The 19,312-nt window shown below is 38.0% G+C and carries 25 protein-coding genes; 7 read left to right on the top strand and 18 right to left on the bottom strand.

Annotation, left to right across the window (positions count from 1 at the left end; genetic code table 11):
* The first annotated feature begins 2 nt into the window (after positions 1-2).
* Both CGB83_RS09460 and CGB83_RS09455 read left to right on the top strand, forming a co-directional pair.
* Positions 3-632, top strand: coding sequence for a hypothetical protein (locus CGB83_RS09460; RefSeq protein ID WP_100075580.1), 630 nt, complete (start codon positions 3-5; stop codon positions 630-632).
* A 68-nt stretch (positions 633-700) separates the two neighbouring features.
* A complete protein-coding gene (locus tag CGB83_RS09455; RefSeq protein WP_228420149.1) occupies positions 701-1,063 on the top strand; it encodes a DUF1905 domain-containing protein in 363 nt (120 codons plus the stop codon).
* 578 nt (positions 1,064-1,641) lie between these two features.
* Here CGB83_RS09455 and CGB83_RS20755 read toward each other — a convergent pair.
* The 11 genes from CGB83_RS20755 to groES form a co-directional block, all read right to left on the bottom strand.
* Entirely contained in the window at positions 1,642-2,031 is a 390-nt protein-coding gene (locus CGB83_RS20755) for a DUF4411 family protein (RefSeq protein ID WP_100077556.1), read from the bottom strand.
* A gap of 67 nt (positions 2,032-2,098) precedes the next feature.
* Complete coding sequence (locus tag CGB83_RS20155; protein WP_157761386.1) at positions 2,099-2,260, bottom strand: hypothetical protein; 162 nt, start codon at positions 2,258-2,260, stop codon at positions 2,099-2,101.
* Between the two features lie 172 nt (positions 2,261-2,432).
* Positions 2,433-2,642 (bottom strand): hypothetical protein, encoded by a 210-nt coding sequence (locus CGB83_RS09435; RefSeq protein WP_100075578.1) that lies wholly within the window; start codon positions 2,640-2,642, stop codon positions 2,433-2,435.
* Positions 2,643-2,880: 238 nt separating this feature from the next.
* The gene (locus CGB83_RS09430; RefSeq protein WP_100075577.1) at positions 2,881-3,492 is read right to left on the bottom strand and encodes a hypothetical protein; all 612 of its coding nucleotides are present in this window, start codon (positions 3,490-3,492) and stop codon (positions 2,881-2,883) included.
* 143 nt (positions 3,493-3,635) lie between these two features.
* Entirely contained in the window at positions 3,636-4,034 is a 399-nt protein-coding gene (locus CGB83_RS09425) for a helix-turn-helix domain-containing protein (protein ID WP_100075576.1), read from the bottom strand.
* A gap of 291 nt (positions 4,035-4,325) precedes the next feature.
* Positions 4,326-5,006: a hypothetical protein gene (locus tag CGB83_RS09420; protein ID WP_100075575.1), complete on the bottom strand. Its 681-nt coding sequence runs from the start codon at positions 5,004-5,006 to the stop codon at positions 4,326-4,328.
* Between the two features lie 321 nt (positions 5,007-5,327).
* A complete protein-coding gene (locus CGB83_RS09415) occupies positions 5,328-5,945 on the bottom strand; it encodes a hypothetical protein (RefSeq protein WP_157761385.1) in 618 nt (205 codons plus the stop codon).
* Positions 5,935-6,567: a DUF6610 family protein gene (locus tag CGB83_RS09410; protein ID WP_100075573.1), complete on the bottom strand. Its 633-nt coding sequence runs from the start codon at positions 6,565-6,567 to the stop codon at positions 5,935-5,937. The genes CGB83_RS09415 and CGB83_RS09410 overlap by 11 nt, the downstream gene beginning before the upstream one ends.
* A 311-nt stretch (positions 6,568-6,878) precedes the next feature.
* Positions 6,879-7,190: a putative quinol monooxygenase gene (locus CGB83_RS09405; RefSeq protein ID WP_100075572.1), complete on the bottom strand. Its 312-nt coding sequence runs from the start codon at positions 7,188-7,190 to the stop codon at positions 6,879-6,881.
* 107 nt (positions 7,191-7,297) lie between these two features.
* Complete coding sequence (groL, locus tag CGB83_RS09400; RefSeq protein WP_100075571.1) at positions 7,298-8,923, bottom strand: chaperonin GroEL; 1,626 nt, start codon at positions 8,921-8,923, stop codon at positions 7,298-7,300.
* A 102-nt stretch (positions 8,924-9,025) separates the two neighbouring features.
* The gene (gene groES, locus CGB83_RS09395; protein ID WP_100075570.1) at positions 9,026-9,304 is read right to left on the bottom strand and encodes a co-chaperone GroES; all 279 of its coding nucleotides are present in this window, start codon (positions 9,302-9,304) and stop codon (positions 9,026-9,028) included.
* A 211-nt stretch (positions 9,305-9,515) separates the two neighbouring features.
* On the opposite strand from groES, the gene CGB83_RS09390 reads away from it, so the two are divergent.
* Entirely contained in the window at positions 9,516-10,070 is a 555-nt protein-coding gene (locus CGB83_RS09390) for a hypothetical protein (protein ID WP_100075569.1), read from the top strand.
* A gap of 36 nt (positions 10,071-10,106) precedes the next feature.
* On the opposite strand, the gene CGB83_RS09385 is transcribed toward CGB83_RS09390, so the two are convergent.
* Both CGB83_RS09385 and CGB83_RS09380 read right to left on the bottom strand, forming a co-directional pair.
* Entirely contained in the window at positions 10,107-12,491 is a 2,385-nt protein-coding gene (locus CGB83_RS09385) for a M1 family metallopeptidase (RefSeq protein WP_100075568.1), read from the bottom strand.
* A 67-nt stretch (positions 12,492-12,558) separates the two neighbouring features.
* On the bottom strand, positions 12,559-13,137 hold the full coding sequence (locus CGB83_RS09380) for a HupE/UreJ family protein (protein ID WP_100075567.1): 579 nt from the start codon (positions 13,135-13,137) through the stop codon (positions 12,559-12,561).
* Between the two features lie 67 nt (positions 13,138-13,204).
* On the opposite strand from CGB83_RS09380, the gene CGB83_RS09375 reads away from it, so the two are divergent.
* Genes CGB83_RS09375 through CGB83_RS09365 form a run of 3 tightly spaced genes read left to right on the top strand, consistent with a single transcriptional unit; the run spans position 13,205 to position 14,231 of the window.
* Positions 13,205-13,456 carry a hypothetical protein gene (locus CGB83_RS09375; protein WP_100075566.1) on the top strand — a complete coding sequence of 84 codons (252 nt, stop codon included), beginning with the start codon at positions 13,205-13,207 and terminating at the stop codon, positions 13,454-13,456.
* The gene (locus CGB83_RS09370; protein WP_100075565.1) at positions 13,432-13,734 is read left to right on the top strand and encodes a hypothetical protein; all 303 of its coding nucleotides are present in this window, start codon (positions 13,432-13,434) and stop codon (positions 13,732-13,734) included. Before CGB83_RS09375 ends, CGB83_RS09370 begins: the two co-directional genes overlap by 25 nt.
* Positions 13,731-14,231: a DUF6702 family protein gene (locus tag CGB83_RS09365; protein ID WP_100075564.1), complete on the top strand. Its 501-nt coding sequence runs from the start codon at positions 13,731-13,733 to the stop codon at positions 14,229-14,231. The genes CGB83_RS09370 and CGB83_RS09365 overlap by 4 nt, the downstream gene beginning before the upstream one ends.
* Before the next feature lies 1 nt (position 14,232).
* On the opposite strand, the gene CGB83_RS09360 is transcribed toward CGB83_RS09365, so the two are convergent.
* From CGB83_RS09360 to radA, 4 genes are read right to left on the bottom strand one after another with little or no spacing between them, the layout of a single operon-like run.
* Entirely contained in the window at positions 14,233-14,826 is a 594-nt protein-coding gene (locus CGB83_RS09360; RefSeq protein WP_100075563.1) for an acyl carrier protein phosphodiesterase, read from the bottom strand.
* A complete protein-coding gene (locus tag CGB83_RS09355) occupies positions 14,823-15,530 on the bottom strand; it encodes a VanW family protein (protein WP_100075562.1) in 708 nt (235 codons plus the stop codon). The genes CGB83_RS09360 and CGB83_RS09355 overlap by 4 nt, the downstream gene beginning before the upstream one ends.
* Positions 15,527-16,195, bottom strand: coding sequence for a class I SAM-dependent methyltransferase (locus CGB83_RS09350; RefSeq protein WP_100075561.1), 669 nt, complete (start codon positions 16,193-16,195; stop codon positions 15,527-15,529). Before CGB83_RS09350 ends, CGB83_RS09355 begins: the two co-directional genes overlap by 4 nt.
* A 20-nt stretch (positions 16,196-16,215) precedes the next feature.
* Entirely contained in the window at positions 16,216-17,565 is a 1,350-nt protein-coding gene (gene radA / locus CGB83_RS09345; protein ID WP_100075560.1) for a DNA repair protein RadA, read from the bottom strand.
* 194 nt (positions 17,566-17,759) lie between these two features.
* Here radA and CGB83_RS09340 point away from each other — a divergent pair, with 194 nt between their 5' ends.
* Positions 17,760-18,329, top strand: coding sequence for a YceI family protein (locus CGB83_RS09340; protein WP_100075559.1), 570 nt, complete (start codon positions 17,760-17,762; stop codon positions 18,327-18,329).
* Between the two features lie 53 nt (positions 18,330-18,382).
* On the opposite strand, the gene CGB83_RS09335 is transcribed toward CGB83_RS09340, so the two are convergent.
* Complete coding sequence (locus CGB83_RS09335) at positions 18,383-19,288, bottom strand: phosphatase PAP2 family protein (RefSeq protein ID WP_157761384.1); 906 nt, start codon at positions 19,286-19,288, stop codon at positions 18,383-18,385.
* Positions 19,289-19,312: the final 24 nt, after the last annotated feature.

Here is a 19,312-nt window from a genome sequence, read left to right as displayed (position 1 = left end):
AAATGATTAGAATAAGCAGTAAAGAGGCAAAGGCAATGGAGTTTACACGATTTAGAAAAAAGGAAAGTGTTACAGATGACGAACTGTTGTATGCTGCACTTAAATTTGAGAAAGCTATAGCATCCAAAAATGGATTGATTTTTCATTGTCTGGTTCGTAATTATGATAATGAATACGCTAATGTATTGTTTAGCGAAACGATGCTGGATCTAAAAGAACTAGCAAATCATTTTGGTCAACATCCAGATGTACAAAACTTCTTTGAACTGATAGAGATGCCTTCTGTAAGCATTGAATATCATACTATTCAGAAAGAGAAATTTGTAATCCCAAGTGATTTTTCGTGTATTGAGAAAGGAACATTCTCACTCATTGACATCAATGACGAGAAAAAATTACTAAATATTTCGGAAGATATTGAACACAATTATCTAAAACAATCTGACAATACAAGAGCTCATTTCATCGGGCAAGTGGAGTCTAATGTTTTTTCGGAAATAACATTTGGCAGAACACTGGCACAGACCAAGCAAATTTGTATGGGATATTTTAATAATGCTTTTTGCATGAAACTAATGAATTTAGCAAAAAAGGATACGATGAATCTTGACTTTTGGTATATAATCGCTTAAAAAAGGGAAGATCAAACAGCCCTAATTGATAAATGTTGTATTCTGGAAAAATTTAAAGGTAAGGGTGGTTGGACTTTTATCCGAATCCCCCCGAGATTAAACAAAGTAAGCATACGCCTTTTGGCTGGGTTCGCATTAGTGGAATCATTGATGGATTTGAAATCAAAGCCTATAATTTGCAATCAATGGGAAGTGGTCTTCTTTTTCTTCCAATAAAGGCAGAAATACGAAAGAAAATAAAAAAAGAAGTTGGAAATTCTGTTCATATCACATTGTATGAGGACAATTTTCCAACGGATATACCCGAAGAATTAAAGCTCTGTCTATTGGATGTGCCTAATGCCTATGAAACTTTTTTATCTTATTCTGACGGAGAGAAAAAGAACATTATAGATGGATTTATACGGCTACAACCGATAAAATCAAAATAGGTAGAATTGTAAAAACAATAAAAAAATTAGTCAAAAAGATAAATAATAATATATGAAGAATATAATCATCAATACAACACACATCATTGGAATTTCAATAAGAACAATCAATACGAACGGGCAATCTGCCAAGGATATTGAAACATGATGGCAAAAATTCTGGGAAGACGAAATTCAGAGTAAATCCCAAATAAAACCAGTGATGAAATTTATGCGTTTTACACCGATTTAGAAACTAATTTCACTGGAACATATACCACTATTATTGAAATTCATTGGAAGAAATTCCGGAAGATATGGTTGGTATTTCCATTGAAACCACGACCTATCGTAAAATCCTTTCCAAAGGAAAAATGCCGGAAGCCCATTGAAAATACTTGGTTAGAAATATGGACATATAGAGTACTGAACTCAAAATGAGACCTAAAAACCTGATTTTACCGTTCATGGAAAAAATATTACGACGGAGATAGTGCAGAAGTACTAACTTACATTTCAATAATATCATTTCTATCAGATAATAGAATAGGTTGAAAGTATTGCCGAAATAGCAGTAGTATTATTTTAGAAGCTTTCCCCTATTTCTCTAAACATTTCAATAGGGATAAGTATCTTACTCCAAAATGAATACGAGGCTCAGGTATTTTTATTCTATTTTTCCTTTGTGGTTGACTAATTTCATGAGTAACTATTGTTAAATCATGTTTTTTAGCATACGCGATTAACCAGGGGTCAGCTAAATCGGTAGTTAAAAATTCATCTTTGGCTGATTGTAGAAAGTAAGTACTTAAATGTATCCAAATTGCGATTTTTGCATAAATATCTACACAAGAGGTAGAGCCTGCGAAGAAATGATCATCTAATTCATTTTCACACCAAACAGATAGCTGGTCGGGATTATTTGTTTCACAAAGTTCCCCTTTGTTAGCACGAGCGTCTCGCTCGTGCTTTACCCATAGTTTTTCTATTGTGACAAAAGACTTATACTAATAAGTGACACGATCGTGACGATCACGCCAGCGGGGAGAAATTTGTTTAATAGGCTCTTATTACTGCTTTTTCTGGTAAATAATTGTCGATTTTGTCCCTTTCAATTATTTCCTTTTCAGTTTTCCCGAAATCAGTTGAAAGCGATGTGATTTTTGCACTGGAATCATGTTGATAAATTTTTTTATTCAATACTTTTAAAACACTCATAAACTCATAAAAGGTTCTATAAAGCACAGACTTTTCTTTTTTCCTTTGTAATTAAAAGTGATAAACTTTCTGTTGCCTGCAAAACCCTGATTCTTGTTTAATTTTTTTTGTTTTACAAAAGACTCTAAATCTTTTTCCGCAAGTACGTTTAATTTTTCAACTTCTTCTTGCGTTAATTTATAATGAAAGAAATTTTTCCATCCCAACTATCTGAATAAACAATTAAGTCCCCTTTTTCATCAATTATTGTATGAGTTGAAATTTCAACAGTTCCATTTTGCTGAATTTCATAATCAACAATTTTTAGATTTTTAATTTTCAGACTTTGAGCGTTTAAAACACACGTGATAAAAATGAAAAAAAATATAGTTGGGGTTTTCATTTGTCTTTTTTGTTTAGCAGAGTTGCCTTTTGTATAGTATGTTTTTCGGAATGAATTTATGCTTTTATAATTCCCCTACAATGCAGCGAGCTTCCAGCTCTTGATTATCAAAAAATCATAATACTTTCTTTTATAACTTAAAGTGTTGAAAAGGTTTTCTCTTTATGAGTAATTGGAAGTTTTGTGTGAGCACGAGCTGGAAGCTCGCGCTAGCGGGGGAATTCTTTCTCAAAACTGATTATGAGATTGATTTTTTCCGAAATAACAGCAATTCATTTTCAGACAATAATTTATATTCAAAATCAATTTCTTTCCAGATCTTCATTAATTTTTTCTGCGCAACAGGATTATCTGAGACCACGACAATATGTTCTTCAAATTTCCATTGCGGTTTGCCAATTAAATTAAATTCCTTATCTATTCTTCTGGCTCCGGTAAGGATAGACAGAAAATCTACGTCTTCAGAATTTACATATTGTCTGCGAAGGATTCTAGCTTTGATTTTTTCGATCAGTGAATGGGTATAATCCGGATTTTCTTCACCGTTTTCGAACAGGCTCATCAGATAGTCAAGTTCATGCATACGTTCTTTTCCTTCCTCAGTTTCGAAAAGCCTACGGATTTCTTCACTGAACCATTCCCTGGAACCCATTACCCGATACTCTTTTGTCTTCTTATCATAAACTACAGGTCCGGACCCAATAATTCGTCCTCTTTCATCATCAGGAGTATATTCTTTGTGCTTCCAAAAATAAATTACCATATCTTCGGTGTCAAAATATCTGGAGATTTTAAAATCCGGACTTATTTCTTTTTCGATGATTTGCTGAACACGATCCAGATCGATCATAGGTATTGATTTTAGCTAACTTTTCAATAATACTGTAAAAAATATTCTGTCGAAAATAAGGGGGTGTAACGCTCGCGTCAACGTATTAGTTTTAGAACAGCTGAACAGAAGAATACCCGAAAGCACCGCCAGGAAAATCCGGATCACGGTTTCTGCAAGTATTGCTCCAGCTTCGCCATCATTTCGTCTTTCTCTTTCAGCATTCTTTCGTACAGGGCAATTTTCTCTTCATGTAACTGAAGAAGTGCATCAACCGGATGGGTTGTGTTATTTACAACACCTGTAAGGGAACTGTTGTTAAATGTACTGGAAATAATACTGATGGCTTGCTCTTCCTCCATATTTTCAATGGCTTCTACCGGAACATTCAGAAGGCCGGCGATTTTTTCCAGCATATCCTTTTCGACAGTCTCTTTTTGCTCAAGAATGGATATCTTTTGCTGGCTGCAATTGAGATCTAAAGCCAGTGCTTCCTGCTTGATGCCCAGCATTTCCCGGAACCGCTTGATGTTCCTGCCCTGATGTATTTTCTTGTCCTGCATATTTGTGTGTTTTAACAAAAACAAATATAGGTAAAAGTTTTGCGGATTGGAAGCGGAGCGGGTGGGTAAATTATTCTGGAAGGTTTGGTTATTTTTATTAACATCTTCATCCTTTTGCTAGCGCGAGCGTCTCGCTCGTGCTTTACGCGTAAAATTTTAGTGCCAATATGAGGACACGAGCTTGGAAGCTCGCGCCAGCGGGGGGGGAAGACTCATGCGTATGGAGGCACGAGCGTGACGCTCGCGCCAGCGAGGGAATGCTTTCGTCAGCGGTGTCAGATTATTTATAATTTAGTTACAATCTATATTAATAAAATCTAGCTTTTCTATTTCCTCATTTATAATATTTCCAAATAAATCTGCATAAATTATTTTTATTTCACATGAAGCAAGTTTACTCTTAATTATTTTTAAACTTTCAACTTTTTTTGAATACTCTACTCCTGCTTCATCATTATCTAGCTGCATATCTATGATATTTAAAAAATCGTCTTTTCTTATAATTGTTCCATTGCTTGTACTTTTAGTAAAAGAATATTTTGGTCTATAATGTTGTAAAGGTATACTATCAAGTAATTCTTTAAAATCTTTATAATGTTTTTCTTTGTCAAAGATTTTGAACTCTTTTAGTATTAATGGTCCTAAACCAACATTATGTAATTCAATTTTAAAAAAATCATTTGATATATTAAAAGAAAAAAGACCTAGAGGCTTTACAGAATCTTTTGAGGTATTGCTCGTTCTGTCTTCTTCTATTTTTGCAATTTTTATTGTTAGATAAGCCAATAAAAATAAATTCAAAATGGAAATTGTAGTATTAAGCGTACCTCCTAAATAATCGCCAAATTGTCCCCATTCTTCAGGGCTATCAGATAAATTTCTTTTGTGGAAATTTCCAATGTAAAAACCCAGTATTATTAGTAAAAGGATTGATACAATCCCAACTATAATCCAAATAATTTTGTAGTTCATATTATATATATTTAATTTGAAGTTACCATTATAGAAAACTGACCCCTTTGCTAGTGCGAGCGTCTCGCTCGTGCTTTCCACGAATAGTTTTTCTGTTATGGTGAAAGACTCATGCAAGTATGGAGGCACGAGCGTGACGCTCGCGCCAGCGGGGGGCGAGCATGGAGAATTAACTAATAGTTTAAAAATTCATCCACAATAATTATTTAATTTTAAAATAGCTAGAACATTTATAAAGATAGAGAGTTGAACTTAGCAATTTCTATCTCAGAAATAGATGAGATAATTTTTTTACTGACTAATATTTATTGTAGCTATATATTAAATAGGATGTCCATTACCGAATGTTATTCCAGTAGTATCAACAGTAATTCCAGGTGAATTTTTTAAAAATTCATCATAATTTTTAATTCTTTTATATCTAATCCAAATGATAAATATTATACCAATTATTAATGCGAAGTAAGGAATTATTTTTTGAGGACAAAAATTATCTTTATTAAGTTCTAGTTCAAATCCAGGATAAATGCTTTCAGAGAAGTGATATACAATAAATATCGAAATTACCGACAAGCAAAAATACATTTGTATTTTGAGTGACGTTTGTATAGAGTTTTTGTTTCTATGTTTTCCAAAATAATAATGAATTTCTTTTAAGTCGCTGGCAAGCAAAAACTGCCTTTCAATATTCGCAATTATCACAAGATTTCGATTGTACCAATAATTAGAATCATATACATGTCCGATCACCCAACAAGCTAATAAAATTATTAATCCAGTAGCAATATCAATTGAAATTACATGTTTTTCAATTAATGCTAATACTGCAAAAGCACCTACTAATACCCCAATTGTTTGCCAAACTATTTTATGATGTCTATCAATGTCATTAAACATTTGATCATATATCTTAGTCAAAAATTCTTTTCTATCGTCCATAACATTCCCAAATTTCATTAATATTTTTAATTGAGTCTTCTAAGCATAATTTATATCCTCCAATTGGATGTGGCTTAAATTTAATTCCATCAAAATAATCTCCAAAACCAGCATCTAGGGTAAATCTATTACCATCTATACTTTTGACGTTTAAAACTTTTGCCAATTCACGCTGTTTTTCTGGTCGCCCTCCTAATAAATGAACTCGCCGTCCATTAAAATATTCTGGTTCAATCGTTGTACCTCCATATTTTGTTGGGACACTGTAACCGAGCATAAATTCTTCGGGTATTAAATTAAACATTTTTTCTTTTAGTGAATCTACTTTCGGAACAATAATCACATTATCAGAATACTTTGAAAGTATATTAGCTTGTTTTAACAGGTTTTCTAAATCTCCGGCTATCTCCCAATCTTTCGCAACGGTATATTTAGGTCTTAATTTTTTTACAGCATTTAAATGTTTCTCGAAATTGTAATTTTTCCAGTCAATATCTATAAAATGAACTTTTTCAAAAGTTGCAACATTTCGTAAATTTGTATACTTAGCACCAATGAGCCAATCGTGAATAAGCGCAATATCCAATACTGTTTTACTGTGTGTAGTAATTTTATCTACCATATATTAATTATAGTGAATAAAAATGCAATTAACTCTTTACGGCTTTATACAGTTATTATAATTTAAAATACAATTTTAACTAGATGCAAATAGCCATAGAAATAAAATAATTACTTTAAAAAAAGAAAATACAATTCATCTATTTGTTAGATCTTTGGATTTAAGCTTAAGAATTAGCGATAAAAAGAAGTTAATTGATATTTTTCATGGTTTATTTAGTTTTATCAAATATAAAAAAAATAATACAAAATAAAAACCGACATACAAAGCATAGTGGTCAGTATATTAAACTGTCTCGGTCACTGAATGTCTTACATCCCCACACCTCCTAAAATCTCCAGTTCCTGTCCTTTCGTTGGTGGTCCATCCAATATCGGCATGGCTTTCATAATAAGTTCTCTGACGCCTTCAACTTTCAGGGAGTTGTCATGGTCATCTTTACTGTCCCAGATTTCTGTCACATAAACAGCATTTTCATCCTCTTGATCATGGCTAACGGCATACAGTGTACAGCCTTTAGCTGTTGATACCAGTTGGGATGCCTGTCTTAAAATGTCAGCAAGTTCCTTTTGGTGCCCTGCTTTTGCAGTGAGTTTCCCATGAAGTAAATATTTGTTTTCCATAGTTGCTGTAATCGTTTTTACAAATATATCTATTTATAGGATATTATTAAGAAACAAAAAACCGCCCTATAAATAGAGCGGTTTTGATTTATCTGTATCGGTTAAGGCTACATCATTCCTGGCATTCCGCCACCCATTGGCATAGCTGGTTCGTCTTTTTTCACTTCAGTGATTACACATTCAGTGGTCAACAACATACCAGATACGGAAGCAGCATTTTCAAGGGCTACTCTCGTTACTTTCGTAGGGTCGATGATTCCTGCTTCAAGCATGTTGACATACTCGTCAGTTTTGGCGTTGTACCCGAAGTCACCTTGTCCTTCTGCTACTTTCGCAACGATTACGGAACCTTCACCTCCGGCGTTGGCAACGATTTGTCTTAACGGCTCTTCGATCGCTCTTTTTACGATTTTAATACCGGTAGTTTCATCTGCATTGATGCCTTGAAGATCACTTAAAGCGTTGATAGCTCTTACCAAAGCAACACCTCCTCCGGCTACGATACCTTCTTCAACGGCAGCTCTTGTCGCGTTCAGGGCATCATCTACACGGTCTTTTTTCTCTTTCATTTCCACTTCGGAAGCAGCTCCTACGTAAAGAACGGCAACACCTCCGGCTAATTTAGCCAGTCTTTCCTGAAGCTTTTCTCTGTCGTAGTCTGAAGTGGTGGTTTCCATCTGCGCTTTGATCTGGTTTACTCTTCCTTTGATCTTGCTCTCTTCACCGCCACCGTTCACTACGGTTGTATTGTCTTTATCAATGGTTACTTTCTCAGCAGTTCCCAGCATATCCAGGGAGATGTTCTCCATCGTGAAGCCCTGCTCTTCGGAAATTACCTGTCCGCCGGTTAGGATTGCGATATCTTCCAGCATCGCTTTTCTTCTGTCCCCGAATCCAGGTGCTTTTACCGCAGCAATTTTAAGGGAACCTCTTAATTTGTTCACCACTAAAGTAGCTAAAGCTTCACCTTCAACCTCTTCAGAGATGATCAGTAAAGATTTACCTCCCTGAGCGATCGGCTCAAGTACAGGAAGCAATTCTTTCATGGAAGAGATTTTCTTCTCCACCAAAAGGATGTATGGGTTTTCCAGTTCGGCCACCATTTTCTCAGGGTTGGTTACGAAATACGGAGACTGGTATCCTCTGTCAAACTGCATTCCTTCCACAACGTCTACCGTTGTATCGATCCCTTTGGCTTCTTCTACCGTGATAACCCCTTCTTTACCTACTTTCCCGAATGCTTCAGCGATCAGGGAACCGATGGTTTCGTCGTTGTTGGCAGAAACGGAAGCTACCTGCTTCACCATCTCCGTAGAATCTCCAACTTCTTTAGACTGCTCTTTCAGGTTAGCCACAACAGCGGTTACCGCTTTGTCGATCCCTCTCTTAAGATCCATCGGGTTAGCACCGGCAGCAACGTTCTTAAGGCCTTCTCTTACGATTGCCTGTGCCAGAACCGTAGCGGTAGTGGTACCGTCTCCTGCGATGTCATTGGTTTTGGAAGCTACTTCCTTCACCATCTGAGCACCCATGTTTTCTACTTTATCTTCCAGTTCGATCTCTTTCGCTACAGAAACACCGTCTTTGGTTACGTGTGGTGCCCCGAAAGATTTTTCGATCACTACATTTCTTCCTTTTGGACCTAAGGTTACTTTCACTGCATTAGCCAATGCATCAACCCCTCTTTTTAAAGCGTCTCTCGACTCGATATCGAATTTTATTTCTTTTGCCATTTTAGTATTGTATTAATGTACTTTAATTTTATTTGTATTCATGTACTTTGTACCCTGTACTCATGAAATCATTTTACATGAATACATTTTACTTTTTACAAATTATCCGATTACTCCTAACAGATCCGATTCCTTTACAATTAAATAATCCTTCCCGTCCAGTTTCAATTCAGAACCGGAATATTTTCCGTAAAGTACTTTGTCACCTACCTGAACCGTTGTTGGCTCATCTTTCTTACCCGGGCCTACTGCCACTACAGTACCCTCTTGTGGTTTTTCTTTTGCGGTGTCCGGAATAATAATCCCTGAAGCGGTCTTTGTTTCTGCAGCGATAGGCTCTACAAGAACTCTGTCTGCTAATGGTTTGAAGTTTACTGACATAATATATTTAATTTTTTAATTATTCTATCCTGTACTTCTCTAAATATATGCCAAGCTCCCCAAAAGAAAAATTTGGCAGGATTTTCATTGCCGGTGTGAAAATTTGGCAGACTAATTTTTATGGTTCAGATTAAAATAATTATATTAAAATATGGTTTGTATTTCGGATTAAATTATATTTTTGCAGAATCATTATAAAAAACTGAATTAAATGAGAAAAACTCTATTATTGGCTGCAATGAGTCTGTGCAGCATCAGCATGTATTCGCAGACGGCACAGGAACCGGAATTTATTGGTGAATGTTTATTGCTGAAACCTGATCAGTCTACCATATTGCTTGAAAAGCATACTACGCAGACGCGTTCTGCCATGAATGCAGGAATGGTGATCACCGGTTTCGGGAGTGTCAAATCCAAGCTTCAGATTGACGGATGCTGTTCTTCTACCAAAGTAAGGCCGGGTGATGACATCCAGTTCATCGTACGTGCAGTAGACAACAACACCGATCCGATGGCTATCATCAAAATCTTTGAATTCGATTCCAACAAAAAATTCAGAAGGGCGGAAATGGCTTCTGTCAATACCTTCGGAACCATGAAAACGAACAAGCTGCATTACCTTAACTTCAGCGGGAAGAAATATGGGCAGAATTCCTATCTGATCACGTTAAAGGATAAGCCTCCGGGTGAATACGGGATTACGGTAACCAACCCTAATTCACTGGATGAGAAAAGTACCATCATTGCTACATTCTCGATCTTATAAAACAAAAAACGGCTAATTGATATTAGCCGTTTTTTTTTAGTTTTTCTTTCCTGCCGCCTGCATCGGGTTTACTTTCCCGCTGGAAGCGCCCCTGGCAGATCCGCCTTCCTGCTTCTGCTTGAACAGTTGGAATTTGGTGGTTTCACCGGAGGTGCCGTCATTGCTCCAGAAGTTGTTGGAAGTATCGATATCTGCTGTCTCCCTCATCGGGTCCAGCTGGATGGATTTCAGTTTTTTCTCGAAATAGTAGGTCTTGGAAGTTTTCTGCTCATTCAGCCTCCAGATCTGTGCGGAAGATTTGTCATACAGCTTCGTCCCGTCTTCAAAAGTAAATTCAAGGATAATCGGCATCACAAGCCCGCCTTTGTTGACGAAATCAATCTGATACGCCGTCATATTTTTGAATTTTTCTTTGTCCTTGCTGTCCAGGGCTTTGCTGCCATCCATTTTAAGGGCATATTCTTTATTGGCGTCTACTTTCTCCTGTCCTCTGTCATAGCGGTAGTAGAAATCCTGTACCTGCTTATCCGTATCTGCATAGAACGTGATGTTCTTATCCTGTTTGTTCCTGATCTTTGAGATGTCCTCAAAATCATTCTGCAACGGCTTATCGGTTTTATATTTTACTTCTTTGCTTTCCTTTGGAGGTGTATCGAAGTCCGGAGTGGCAACCGTCACTTTGTCAATGGCGATGTCTACAGGATCCGTGCCGTAGAACCAGCCCCTCCAGAACCAGTCGAGGTCTTCGCCGCTCGCATCTTCCATGGTCCTGAAAAAGTCTGCGGGTTCAGGATGCCTGAACGCCCATCTTTTGGAATAGGTTTTAAATGCTTTATCAAACAGCTCCCTTCCCATAATGGTTTCACGGAGAATATTCAGTCCCGTGGCAGGTTTTGAATAGGCATTCGGCCCGAACTGGATGATGTTTTCAGAATTGCTCATGATCGGCTCCAGTTGATCTTTAGGAAGCTTCATATAATCCACAATGGTCCATGCCGGTCCTCTTTTGGACGGGAATTTGTTGTCCCAGCGTTCTTCGGTAAGGTACTCCACAAAAGTATTCAGTCCTTCATCCATCCACGACCACTGCCTTTCGTCTGAGTTGATGATCATCGGGAAGAAATTGTGTCCTACTTCATGGATCACTACACCCAGCATTCCGTTTTTGATCCCTTCCGAATAGGTACCGTCTTTTTCTGTCCTTCCGTAGTTGAAGCAGATCATCGGGTACTCCATTCCGTTGGCGGCTTCCACCGACTGGGCTACCGGATAAGGATACGGAATCGTAAATTCTGAATAGGTTTTGATGGTATGGGCTACTGCCTTGGTGGAAAATTTCCTGTACAATGCATACGCTTCCTTAGGATAGAAGCTCATTGCCATTACTTTATTGTTATTTTCAGGAATGGTAACACCCATTCCGTCCCAAACGAATTTCCTTGAAGATGTCCAGGCGAAATCCCTTACGTCATTGGCTTCAAAGCTCCAGGTTTTTCTCTGCCTGGAATGGTTTTTCTCCGCCTTTTTCGCTTCATCCAGCGTTACAATCTCCACAGGCTCGTTAGAAGTCTTCGATTTATTATACCTGGCCAGCTGATCGGCCGTTAAGACCTGGCTGTAGTTTTTACATTCCCCGGTACCGCCTACCACGTGGTCTGCCGGAACATTCATGGAAACTTTAAAGTTCCCGAAAACCAGGGCAAATTCGCCTCTTCCGGTAAACTGGTGGTTCTGCCATCCGTGGAAATCACTGTAGACACACATCCTCGGATACCATTGTGTCATGGTATACAGGTCGTTCCCGTCTTCGGCAAAATTTTCATAGCCTCCGCGGCCGCCCATTTTTATTCTGTTGGGGATGTTATAGTTCCAGTCGATTTTAAAAACCAGCTTTTCTCCTTTTTTAAGGACTTTCGGCAGGTCTATGCGCATCATGGTCTGGTTGACCGTGTATTTCAGCGGGTTACCGGATGCATCGGTCACTTTTTCAAGGTTCACGCCGTAGCCGTTATCTTTTACCGGAAGTTCCGTTGCTCTGAGCTGCTGGTCATTGGCCGCCTTCGGCAGGGTAGAAGGGTAGGGGAAATCTGCTTTTTTTACGGTTGACTGCTGGTTTTCATCCAGCTGAAGCCAGATATAATCCAGGTCGTCCGGAGAATTATTGTAGTAGGTAATCGTTTCAGATCCCTTTAAATTCCTCTTGTCTTCGTCCAGATAGGCTGAGATATCATAGTCGGCCCTGTTCTGCCAGTAGCCGTGTCCCGGTGCCCCGGATGCCGTACGGTACATATTCGGCGTAGGGAGGATGGTTCCCAGCTGCTCGAATTTATTTCCATGGTTGCTGCCGGGATTATTCTGAATATTCTGAGCGGTTACACCGGCACCGACCAGTACGGAAAGTACGGTAATCGTTAACTTCATGACCAAAATTGTTTAAGGATTGTCAAATATAATAATAAGTAATTGAAAAATCGGAAATGTTTCAGCGTTAGAATGGAATTCTTTCCAATGCCATCTTCAGCGATAAGGCAAATACTCCTGAAGAAACAAAAAGTACCCAGTCTTTCTGGTTGACCTTAAATATTTTAATCAGGATGAACAGCAGAATCAGAATGCCGAAAACAATAGCGATCTGCCCCAGTTCAAGCCCTATATTGAATCCTAACAACGGAACGGCAATGCTCTGGCTTTTAGCGATCATCACTCGCGCTGTATTGGCAAAGCCCATCCCGTGAATTAGGCCGAAGATCAGCGCCAGATAGTAATTAGCCTTCATCAGCGTCTGTTTTTTATTCTTCATCAGGATGTTGTCCAGGGAAGTGATGACAATCGTCAAAGGAATTAAAAATTCTACCCAGGCTGAGTTGATCCGTACGATATCAAATGTGCTCAATGCCAGGGTAATGGAATGCCCAATGGTAAACGCCGTTACTAGGATCAGGATTTTTTTCAGGTCATTGAAGGAATACACGGCAATTAAGGCCAGTACAAAAAGCTGATGATCAAGGGCGTCCAGTGAAATGATATGTTCCCAGCCCAGGTTCAGGTAAAATAAAAAGTCCTGCATTGTTAAATGATTTTTTGGAAATGCGATGATACAAAATTTATTTTAACTTTGTTGAAAATACATCGTCATGACAGTGAATATAGAACTTGAAAATGCAGAAGATTTCCCATTCATCAAAGAGCTTCTGGAAAAACTGAAGGGCGTGAAATCTGTTTCCGTACAAGAGGATGAAGAGTTTTATGAAGACGGTACGCCGAAATGGTTTATTGAACGGCTGGCTGATTATGCAGACCGCCTGGAAGAAAAGGACATGATTTCTGAAGAAGAGTTTTTCAAATATGTAGATGATCAGATATGCAGGTTGAACTCTCAAAAATAGCTAAACAAACTTTACGTGAAGAAATCGAATTTCTTGAAACGACTTGGAGTAATAAAGAAATTGTAGCATTTCTCCATGATATAAAGCGTGTTTCAGCTGTTTTAAAAGAAGGGCACTTCAAACGTTATCCAATATATTCCAGAGATATCCGTTCCGCACTCATCGGTAAAAAGCATGTGCGGATGTTTTTCAGAATGGAAAATCCTCATACTATTAGAGTCCTTCTCTTTTTCGACATGAGGCAGGACCCGCAAAAAATTATTGATTTATTAGCATGAAAAAAGCCCTTTTATTTTTTTCTGTTTTATTGGTATTTTTCTCTTTTACCGGAAGCAAGCACCCTTATCATGTCGGTTCGGTAGAAATCAATTACAATCAGAAATCAAAGACTTTTGAAGTAACCGGCCGTTTTTTCCTGGATGACCTGGAAAACGGTCTGAATAAAAAATACGGTAATGCGCTTCATTTTAATGATCCGGCTTATAAAGCCAGGCTGAATGAAGCCCTGAAAAATTACGCTTCCGAATATTTTAAACTGAAAGCCAATAATAAATTACTGAACGTGAACTATGTTGGTTACGAGGAAGATCATGAGTCGGTCAACATCTATCTTGAATCCCAAAAAATCGAGGCTCCCAAAAAAGTAGAAGCGGCGGTAAGTTTCCTGTATAATTTATTTGATGACCAGATCAATATTGTCCATATCATCGTGAACGGAGAGCGGAAAAGCGAAAAGCTGACCTATCCGAACCGGTATCTTTTTCAGCAATTCTGAATCAGTTTTCCAGCTGCAGCAGGGCATTGATTCCTTTGGCGTGCTCCATAAGATCAGGAAAAAAATCGTCATAACATTCCTGAAGTAAATTCTTATTTTTCAGAAAAGCTTCATGAACAGGAATATCCGTATGTAAATATTTAGCTTTATTAAGAACATTCCGCATGCTGTAGCCGATATTTTTTTCATAGCGGTAGTTGTACAGCCAGTCGCCTTCTTCCATTTTTTCCAGCATTCTCGTGAAATTTTCCGGAAGGTATTCATGATGTTCATTCAGAACACAATACACTTTTACCGAATGCTTTTTCCAGCCTTCTAAAGAATTTAAATTTAAATCATTCGCCACAAAATAATCCATCGAAACATCCACAAAAGCTCCGGCATACAATCTTACCAAAGGCGCAAAGACTTTTTTCGCTTCGTGAACAGCGGGATGGGAGTCTGTAAACGTATCGATGGCGCGGTGTAAAGTGATCCCGTCCTGGATTCCTTTCGGAAAAGAAAACCGGTCCCGGTTCCGGATGAAGTCAGCCAGGAATTGCCCGACGATCTGTCCGTCGGTAAATGTGAGAAAGGAATGAGCCAGGTAATTCATAAACGAATATAAAAATTTTTAAACAAAAATTTATTATTGCTGAATGTCTCTACCCAAACTCCTTTTTCGGTTTCGGACTTTCTGAAATCGATGGTGTTTAACTCAAGTTCATTTGGAGAAATAAGATTAAGGGAAAGTCTTTCATCACCTACGGAACACTTCAGCTGAACGGGAAACGAATACGGATTTTGAATCTGCAGATCTTTATAGCCATAAACAACAGTGCAATCTGAACCTAATGGTGTAAAACGTTCATGTTCTTTATAAATGTCCATTGAATGCGGAAATCTTTCAAGAATTCTCAGACCGGATTGCAGGGCCATAAAATATAAAATCGAGGAAAACTGGCAGATCCCACCACCGAAATCACTCGAAATTTGAGTTTTAATTAAATTTCTTCCTTCTTTAAATCCATTCTTTTTATTGGGTTTTCCAACCAACTTCCAGAAAGAAAAAACTTCATTAGAATTAATAATCAGATTGTTAATTTTTTCTCCAACAATTTTTAAGTTATGAACTTTATTTTCATGAAATTCACTTTTTTGAATGATTTGGTGAAGTTGAATTTCATATTTTCCAATTTTATCCGGGCTGTAATTTTTAGAATAAGAATATTGGGTTTTGCTTTCATCAAAATGTCTTTGCAATAATTTCAACTGCATTTTCCAATGATGGGGGAGCCATTTTCTTAATTGCTGTCTCATATCTTTTCCAGAATAACAATTTGGTAAGAAGCCCAGTTTTTCAGGAACGTTTTACACAATAAAATATCCAGAGGCAGAAAATGTTTTCTTAAACCTTTAGGAATTCTGTGAATTGGAAACAGTAAAATTCCAATCGTGTTTTTTATTTTCCATCCTTTTTCAGATAATTTAGAAATTTCTTTTGGTGTAAAACGGTTTCCAGCATGCCAATCTTCCTGTGGAGAAACAACTTTTCGCCGTCTTTTCGTCGGATAGTCGAAAATTAGAGTTCCTTTTTTATTTAATTTCGAATAGCATTCATCTAAAAAAGCTTCTGTTTCCTTTTTGTTTTGGTGCATAATGACGTGAAAGCAGAAAATACAGTCAAATTCATCAATAAAAGGAATTTTTGAAATTTCTCCTTTTTCCAATTTTTTATGAGGATACTTCTGCCGTGCAATATGCAACATTTCTTCACTGAAATCTGTACCGTGAGTCGCAAAATTCAATAATCTTCCGGTCCCGCAGCCTAAATCTAAAACTGTTGAATAGTTTTTATCATAAAAAAAATAGTTCAGAAAAGACTTTTCCTGCTGATCAATATATTTTCCATAGGAATTTCCGAAACGGTTTTTGTCATAGGTTACAGCGAGATTGTTGTAATATTTGAGAATATCTGTTCTCATCGTTGAATCTTGTGTTTTCGTTAAAATAATCTTTCATGAAAATCTTCAATCTTGCTCACTTCTTCAATTTTAATCCCGAATTTCTTCTTTGGCAGTTTATTTAAATTGGAAATAAAAATTTTCTCATAGCCTAATTTTTCGGCTTCGGTAATCCTCTGTTCGGCCTGTGCAATAGGCCGGATTTCCCCACTCAGCCCAATTTCTCCGGCAAAACAGTAATGCTCAGATACTGCAATGTCCTCATTGGAAGACAGGATAGAGGCAACAACTGCCAGATCCAGTGCCGGATCATCCGTCTTTATGCCTCCGGTAATATTCAGGAAGACATCCTTGGCTCCCAGCTGGAAACCTGCTCTTTTTTCCAGGACAGCGAGAAGCATGTTCAGCCTTTTTGAATCGAAGCCGGTAGAGCTCCGTTGAGGTGTTCCATAGACAGCAGTACTGACCAAGGCCTGGATTTCCAGCAGCATCGGCCGGTTTCCCTCCAAAGTTACCGCCACCGAATTTCCGGAAAGTTCCTCGGATTTTTTGGTGATCAGGATCTCAGACGGATTTTTGATTTCTTTCAGTCCCTGGGAAACCATTTCGTAGATCCCGATCTCGGCTGTAGAACCGAAACGGTTTTTATTAGCCCTTAACAACCTGAAAAGGTGGTTACGGTCGCCATCGAAATTCAATACGACGTCTACCATATGTTCCAGTACTTTCGGTCCTGCAATCTGTCCGTCTTTGGTGATATGCCCCACCAGGAATACCGGCGTATTGTTTTCTTTGGCATATTTAATAATCTCATTGGAGCACTCCCTGATCTGCGATACGGTACCGGGTGAACTTTCGATCAGCTGTGACTGCAAAGTCTGTATGGAATCAATGATGATAAAGTCAGGATCCAGCTTTTTTGCTTCCTGAAGTATTTTTTCCAGTGAGGTTTCTGTAAACAGGAAACAGTTCGGATTCTGGATTTCCGTTAACCTGTCGGCTCTCATCTTAATCTGTGAAGCGCTTTCCTCACCGGAAACATAGAAGATTTTTTTCTTCATCTTCAGGGCCAGCTGCAGCAGCAGGGTAGACTTTCCGATTCCCGGCTCACCGCCTATGAGGGTCACCGATCCAAGGACAATTCCTCCGCCCAAAACCCTGTTGAGTTCCTCGGAAGGCGTTTTAATACGGGGTTCTTCGCTGGTTTCTACCTCAATGATATTGATGACGTGTTGTTTGGATCTGGCAGAAGGAAGGTTCCTGTTAGACGGTTTCTCAACAACTTCTTCCACCAAAGTATTCCATTCTCCGCAGCTTTTACACTGTCCCATCCACTGAGAGTACTGTGCACCACAGTTCTGACAGAAATATGCTGTTCTTAATTTTGCCATACTGCGAAGTTCAAAATTTTTTTTGAATTTTTGTTTCGGATTTTAGTTAATTTTCAGACATTATTGTTTTATGATGGTTGGTGTGATGCAACAGTTCTTTAAATGCAATAAAAATAAAATCATATCATAGATCAATATCCTTTTGTATTAACGGGATTACTTTTGCTTTAAAATTAATTTTAAAAAATAGTACAATGAAAAAAGTATTTTTAACTTTTGTATTTGCCTTTTTAAGCGTGGTAAGCTTTGCCCAGACTGTATGGCAGGTAGATCCGATGCATTCTTCAGTAAATTTCAATATCAAGCATATGGGCATCAGCTTTGTGCAGGGGAGATTTGATAAGTTCGACGGGAAGGTTACGGCTAAAGCAAACGGTCTTGACGGTGCTTCCATGTCTTTCATGGTAGATGTGAATTCAATCAACACCAATGTTGAAATGAGGGATAAGCATCTGAAAAGCGCCGATTTCTTTGATGCTGAAAAATATCCGCAGATGACTTTTGAATCTACTTCTCTTACCAAAGGAAAAAATAATTCTTATGTGTTAAAAGGGAAACTGAAGATTAAAGATGTTGTGAAGGAAGTCAGTGTTCCGGTAACATTCGGAGGGATCACCAAAAACCAGCAGGGAAAAGAGGTGATGGGCTTCCAGGCTGCATTTAAAGTAAACCGTCTGGATTATAATATCAAATATGATCCTACCGGAGCGGGCGTAGCCAAAGATGTTGATGTCAATCTTTATTTTGAATTAATCAGACAATAGTTTTCATAAAACAATTTAGTTTAGGGAAAGGTTTTCATTTTTGAAAGCCTTTTTTATGATGCTACCGGGGTTTCCTGATTCATTTTTTTCTGGTAACAGTAACCCGCAATTATCATCACCAATGCAGGTAAGAGAAGGATTAGTCCTTCAGTTCCAACATATTTATGACACAGCAACGCCGCCAAGGTAAAGATCAGCCCAGCCAGAAAATAAGCATTGGCGGTCCGGAGGTTCCGGTACGTGGGATCATGCCTGCGGTAAGGAATGATAATAAAGCTGAGGTGTGCAAGAATGGCTCCGGTTAAAATATCCATCATATGATGCTGATAAGTGGTAAGTGTTGAAATTCCCAGAAGGATCAGCCAGATCATCAGGAAAATCCGCCATTTGGACAGGTCTTTAAATACCGACCAGAATATAAAGGCAAAGGCAATGTGGAGCGACGGCGATTGGTTAAAAGGCGAATCAAATGTTTTTAAAAATGAAAAAGGCATCCTTAAAAGCGCATGGGAAACTTCAGGCTTAGGAAATGAGAACCGTAAAGGAATCGTGATGAAAAATATTCCTGCCGTAATAATGACAAAAAGCATTCTCCATGTTAATATCTTTAATTGATATTTATCCTTACATGAAAAGAATACCAGGCAGAAAAAAAGACCGCCTGCCATATAAGGAATAATAGACCAGGGCACAAATGGAATTGACTTTTCGAAATCAAAGGTGAATGATGGTATGTGATCCAAAGAAGAAGCATACCAGGTGCAAAAATTGTAAACCACCATGAATACAACCGTACAGAGCGTTAATGCATATGCCTGCTGCCGTATCTTCAACTGTTTTTCAGTCATTCTCTTTTTTAACGTCAGGATATCTAACAACGAACAGGAAATACCTGATCCTGATTTCACCATGCGTTTTATCTTTGAAGGGGAAATAGTTGTTTTTTGTTCTTCAATCACCTTGGAAATGATTTTATGTCAGTT

The organism is Chryseobacterium camelliae, assembly GCF_002770595.1.
GTDB lineage: Bacteria > Bacteroidota > Bacteroidia > Flavobacteriales > Weeksellaceae > Chryseobacterium > Chryseobacterium camelliae.
This window is presented reverse-complemented; position numbering and strand designations above follow the sequence as displayed.

What these genes read in the sequence shown, in the direction of transcription:
- CGB83_RS09370 (WP_100075565.1), top strand. Translation starts at nt 13,432, where the DNA reads ATGCAGGTTGAACTCTCAAAAATAGCTAAACAAACTTTACGTGAAGAA.
- CGB83_RS09425 (WP_100075576.1), bottom strand. Translation starts at nt 4,034, where the DNA reads ATGCAGGACAAGAAAATACATCAGGGCAGGAACATCAAGCGGTTCCGG.
- CGB83_RS09360 (WP_100075563.1), bottom strand. Translation starts at nt 14,826, where the DNA reads ATGAATTACCTGGCTCATTCCTTTCTCACATTTACCGACGGACAGATC.
- CGB83_RS09435 (WP_100075578.1), bottom strand. Translation starts at nt 2,642, where the DNA reads ATGAAAACCCCAACTATATTTTTTTTCATTTTTATCACGTGTGTTTTA.
- CGB83_RS09460 (WP_100075580.1), top strand. Translation starts at nt 3, where the DNA reads ATGATTAGAATAAGCAGTAAAGAGGCAAAGGCAATGGAGTTTACACGA.
- CGB83_RS09340 (WP_100075559.1), top strand. Translation starts at nt 17,760, where the DNA reads ATGAAAAAAGTATTTTTAACTTTTGTATTTGCCTTTTTAAGCGTGGTA.
- CGB83_RS09405 (WP_100075572.1), bottom strand. Translation starts at nt 7,190, where the DNA reads ATGGAAAACAAATATTTACTTCATGGGAAACTCACTGCAAAAGCAGGG.
- groES (WP_100075570.1), bottom strand. Translation starts at nt 9,304, where the DNA reads ATGTCAGTAAACTTCAAACCATTAGCAGACAGAGTTCTTGTAGAGCCT.
- CGB83_RS09385 (WP_100075568.1), bottom strand. Translation starts at nt 12,491, where the DNA reads ATGAAGTTAACGATTACCGTACTTTCCGTACTGGTCGGTGCCGGTGTA.
- groL (WP_100075571.1), bottom strand. Translation starts at nt 8,923, where the DNA reads ATGGCAAAAGAAATAAAATTCGATATCGAGTCGAGAGACGCTTTAAAA.
- CGB83_RS09415 (WP_157761385.1), bottom strand. Translation starts at nt 5,945, where the DNA reads ATGGACGATAGAAAAGAATTTTTGACTAAGATATATGATCAAATGTTT.
- CGB83_RS09410 (WP_100075573.1), bottom strand. Translation starts at nt 6,567, where the DNA reads ATGGTAGATAAAATTACTACACACAGTAAAACAGTATTGGATATTGCG.
- CGB83_RS09355 (WP_100075562.1), bottom strand. Translation starts at nt 15,530, where the DNA reads ATGAGACAGCAATTAAGAAAATGGCTCCCCCATCATTGGAAAATGCAG.
- CGB83_RS09390 (WP_100075569.1), top strand. Translation starts at nt 9,516, where the DNA reads ATGAGAAAAACTCTATTATTGGCTGCAATGAGTCTGTGCAGCATCAGC.
- CGB83_RS09375 (WP_100075566.1), top strand. Translation starts at nt 13,205, where the DNA reads ATGACAGTGAATATAGAACTTGAAAATGCAGAAGATTTCCCATTCATC.
- CGB83_RS09350 (WP_100075561.1), bottom strand. Translation starts at nt 16,195, where the DNA reads ATGAGAACAGATATTCTCAAATATTACAACAATCTCGCTGTAACCTAT.
- CGB83_RS09430 (WP_100075577.1), bottom strand. Translation starts at nt 3,492, where the DNA reads ATGATCGATCTGGATCGTGTTCAGCAAATCATCGAAAAAGAAATAAGT.
- CGB83_RS20155 (WP_157761386.1), bottom strand. Translation starts at nt 2,260, where the DNA reads ATGAGTGTTTTAAAAGTATTGAATAAAAAAATTTATCAACATGATTCC.
- CGB83_RS09380 (WP_100075567.1), bottom strand. Translation starts at nt 13,137, where the DNA reads ATGCAGGACTTTTTATTTTACCTGAACCTGGGCTGGGAACATATCATT.
- radA (WP_100075560.1), bottom strand. Translation starts at nt 17,565, where the DNA reads ATGGCAAAATTAAGAACAGCATATTTCTGTCAGAACTGTGGTGCACAG.
- CGB83_RS09365 (WP_100075564.1), top strand. Translation starts at nt 13,731, where the DNA reads ATGAAAAAAGCCCTTTTATTTTTTTCTGTTTTATTGGTATTTTTCTCT.
- CGB83_RS09420 (WP_100075575.1), bottom strand. Translation starts at nt 5,006, where the DNA reads ATGAACTACAAAATTATTTGGATTATAGTTGGGATTGTATCAATCCTT.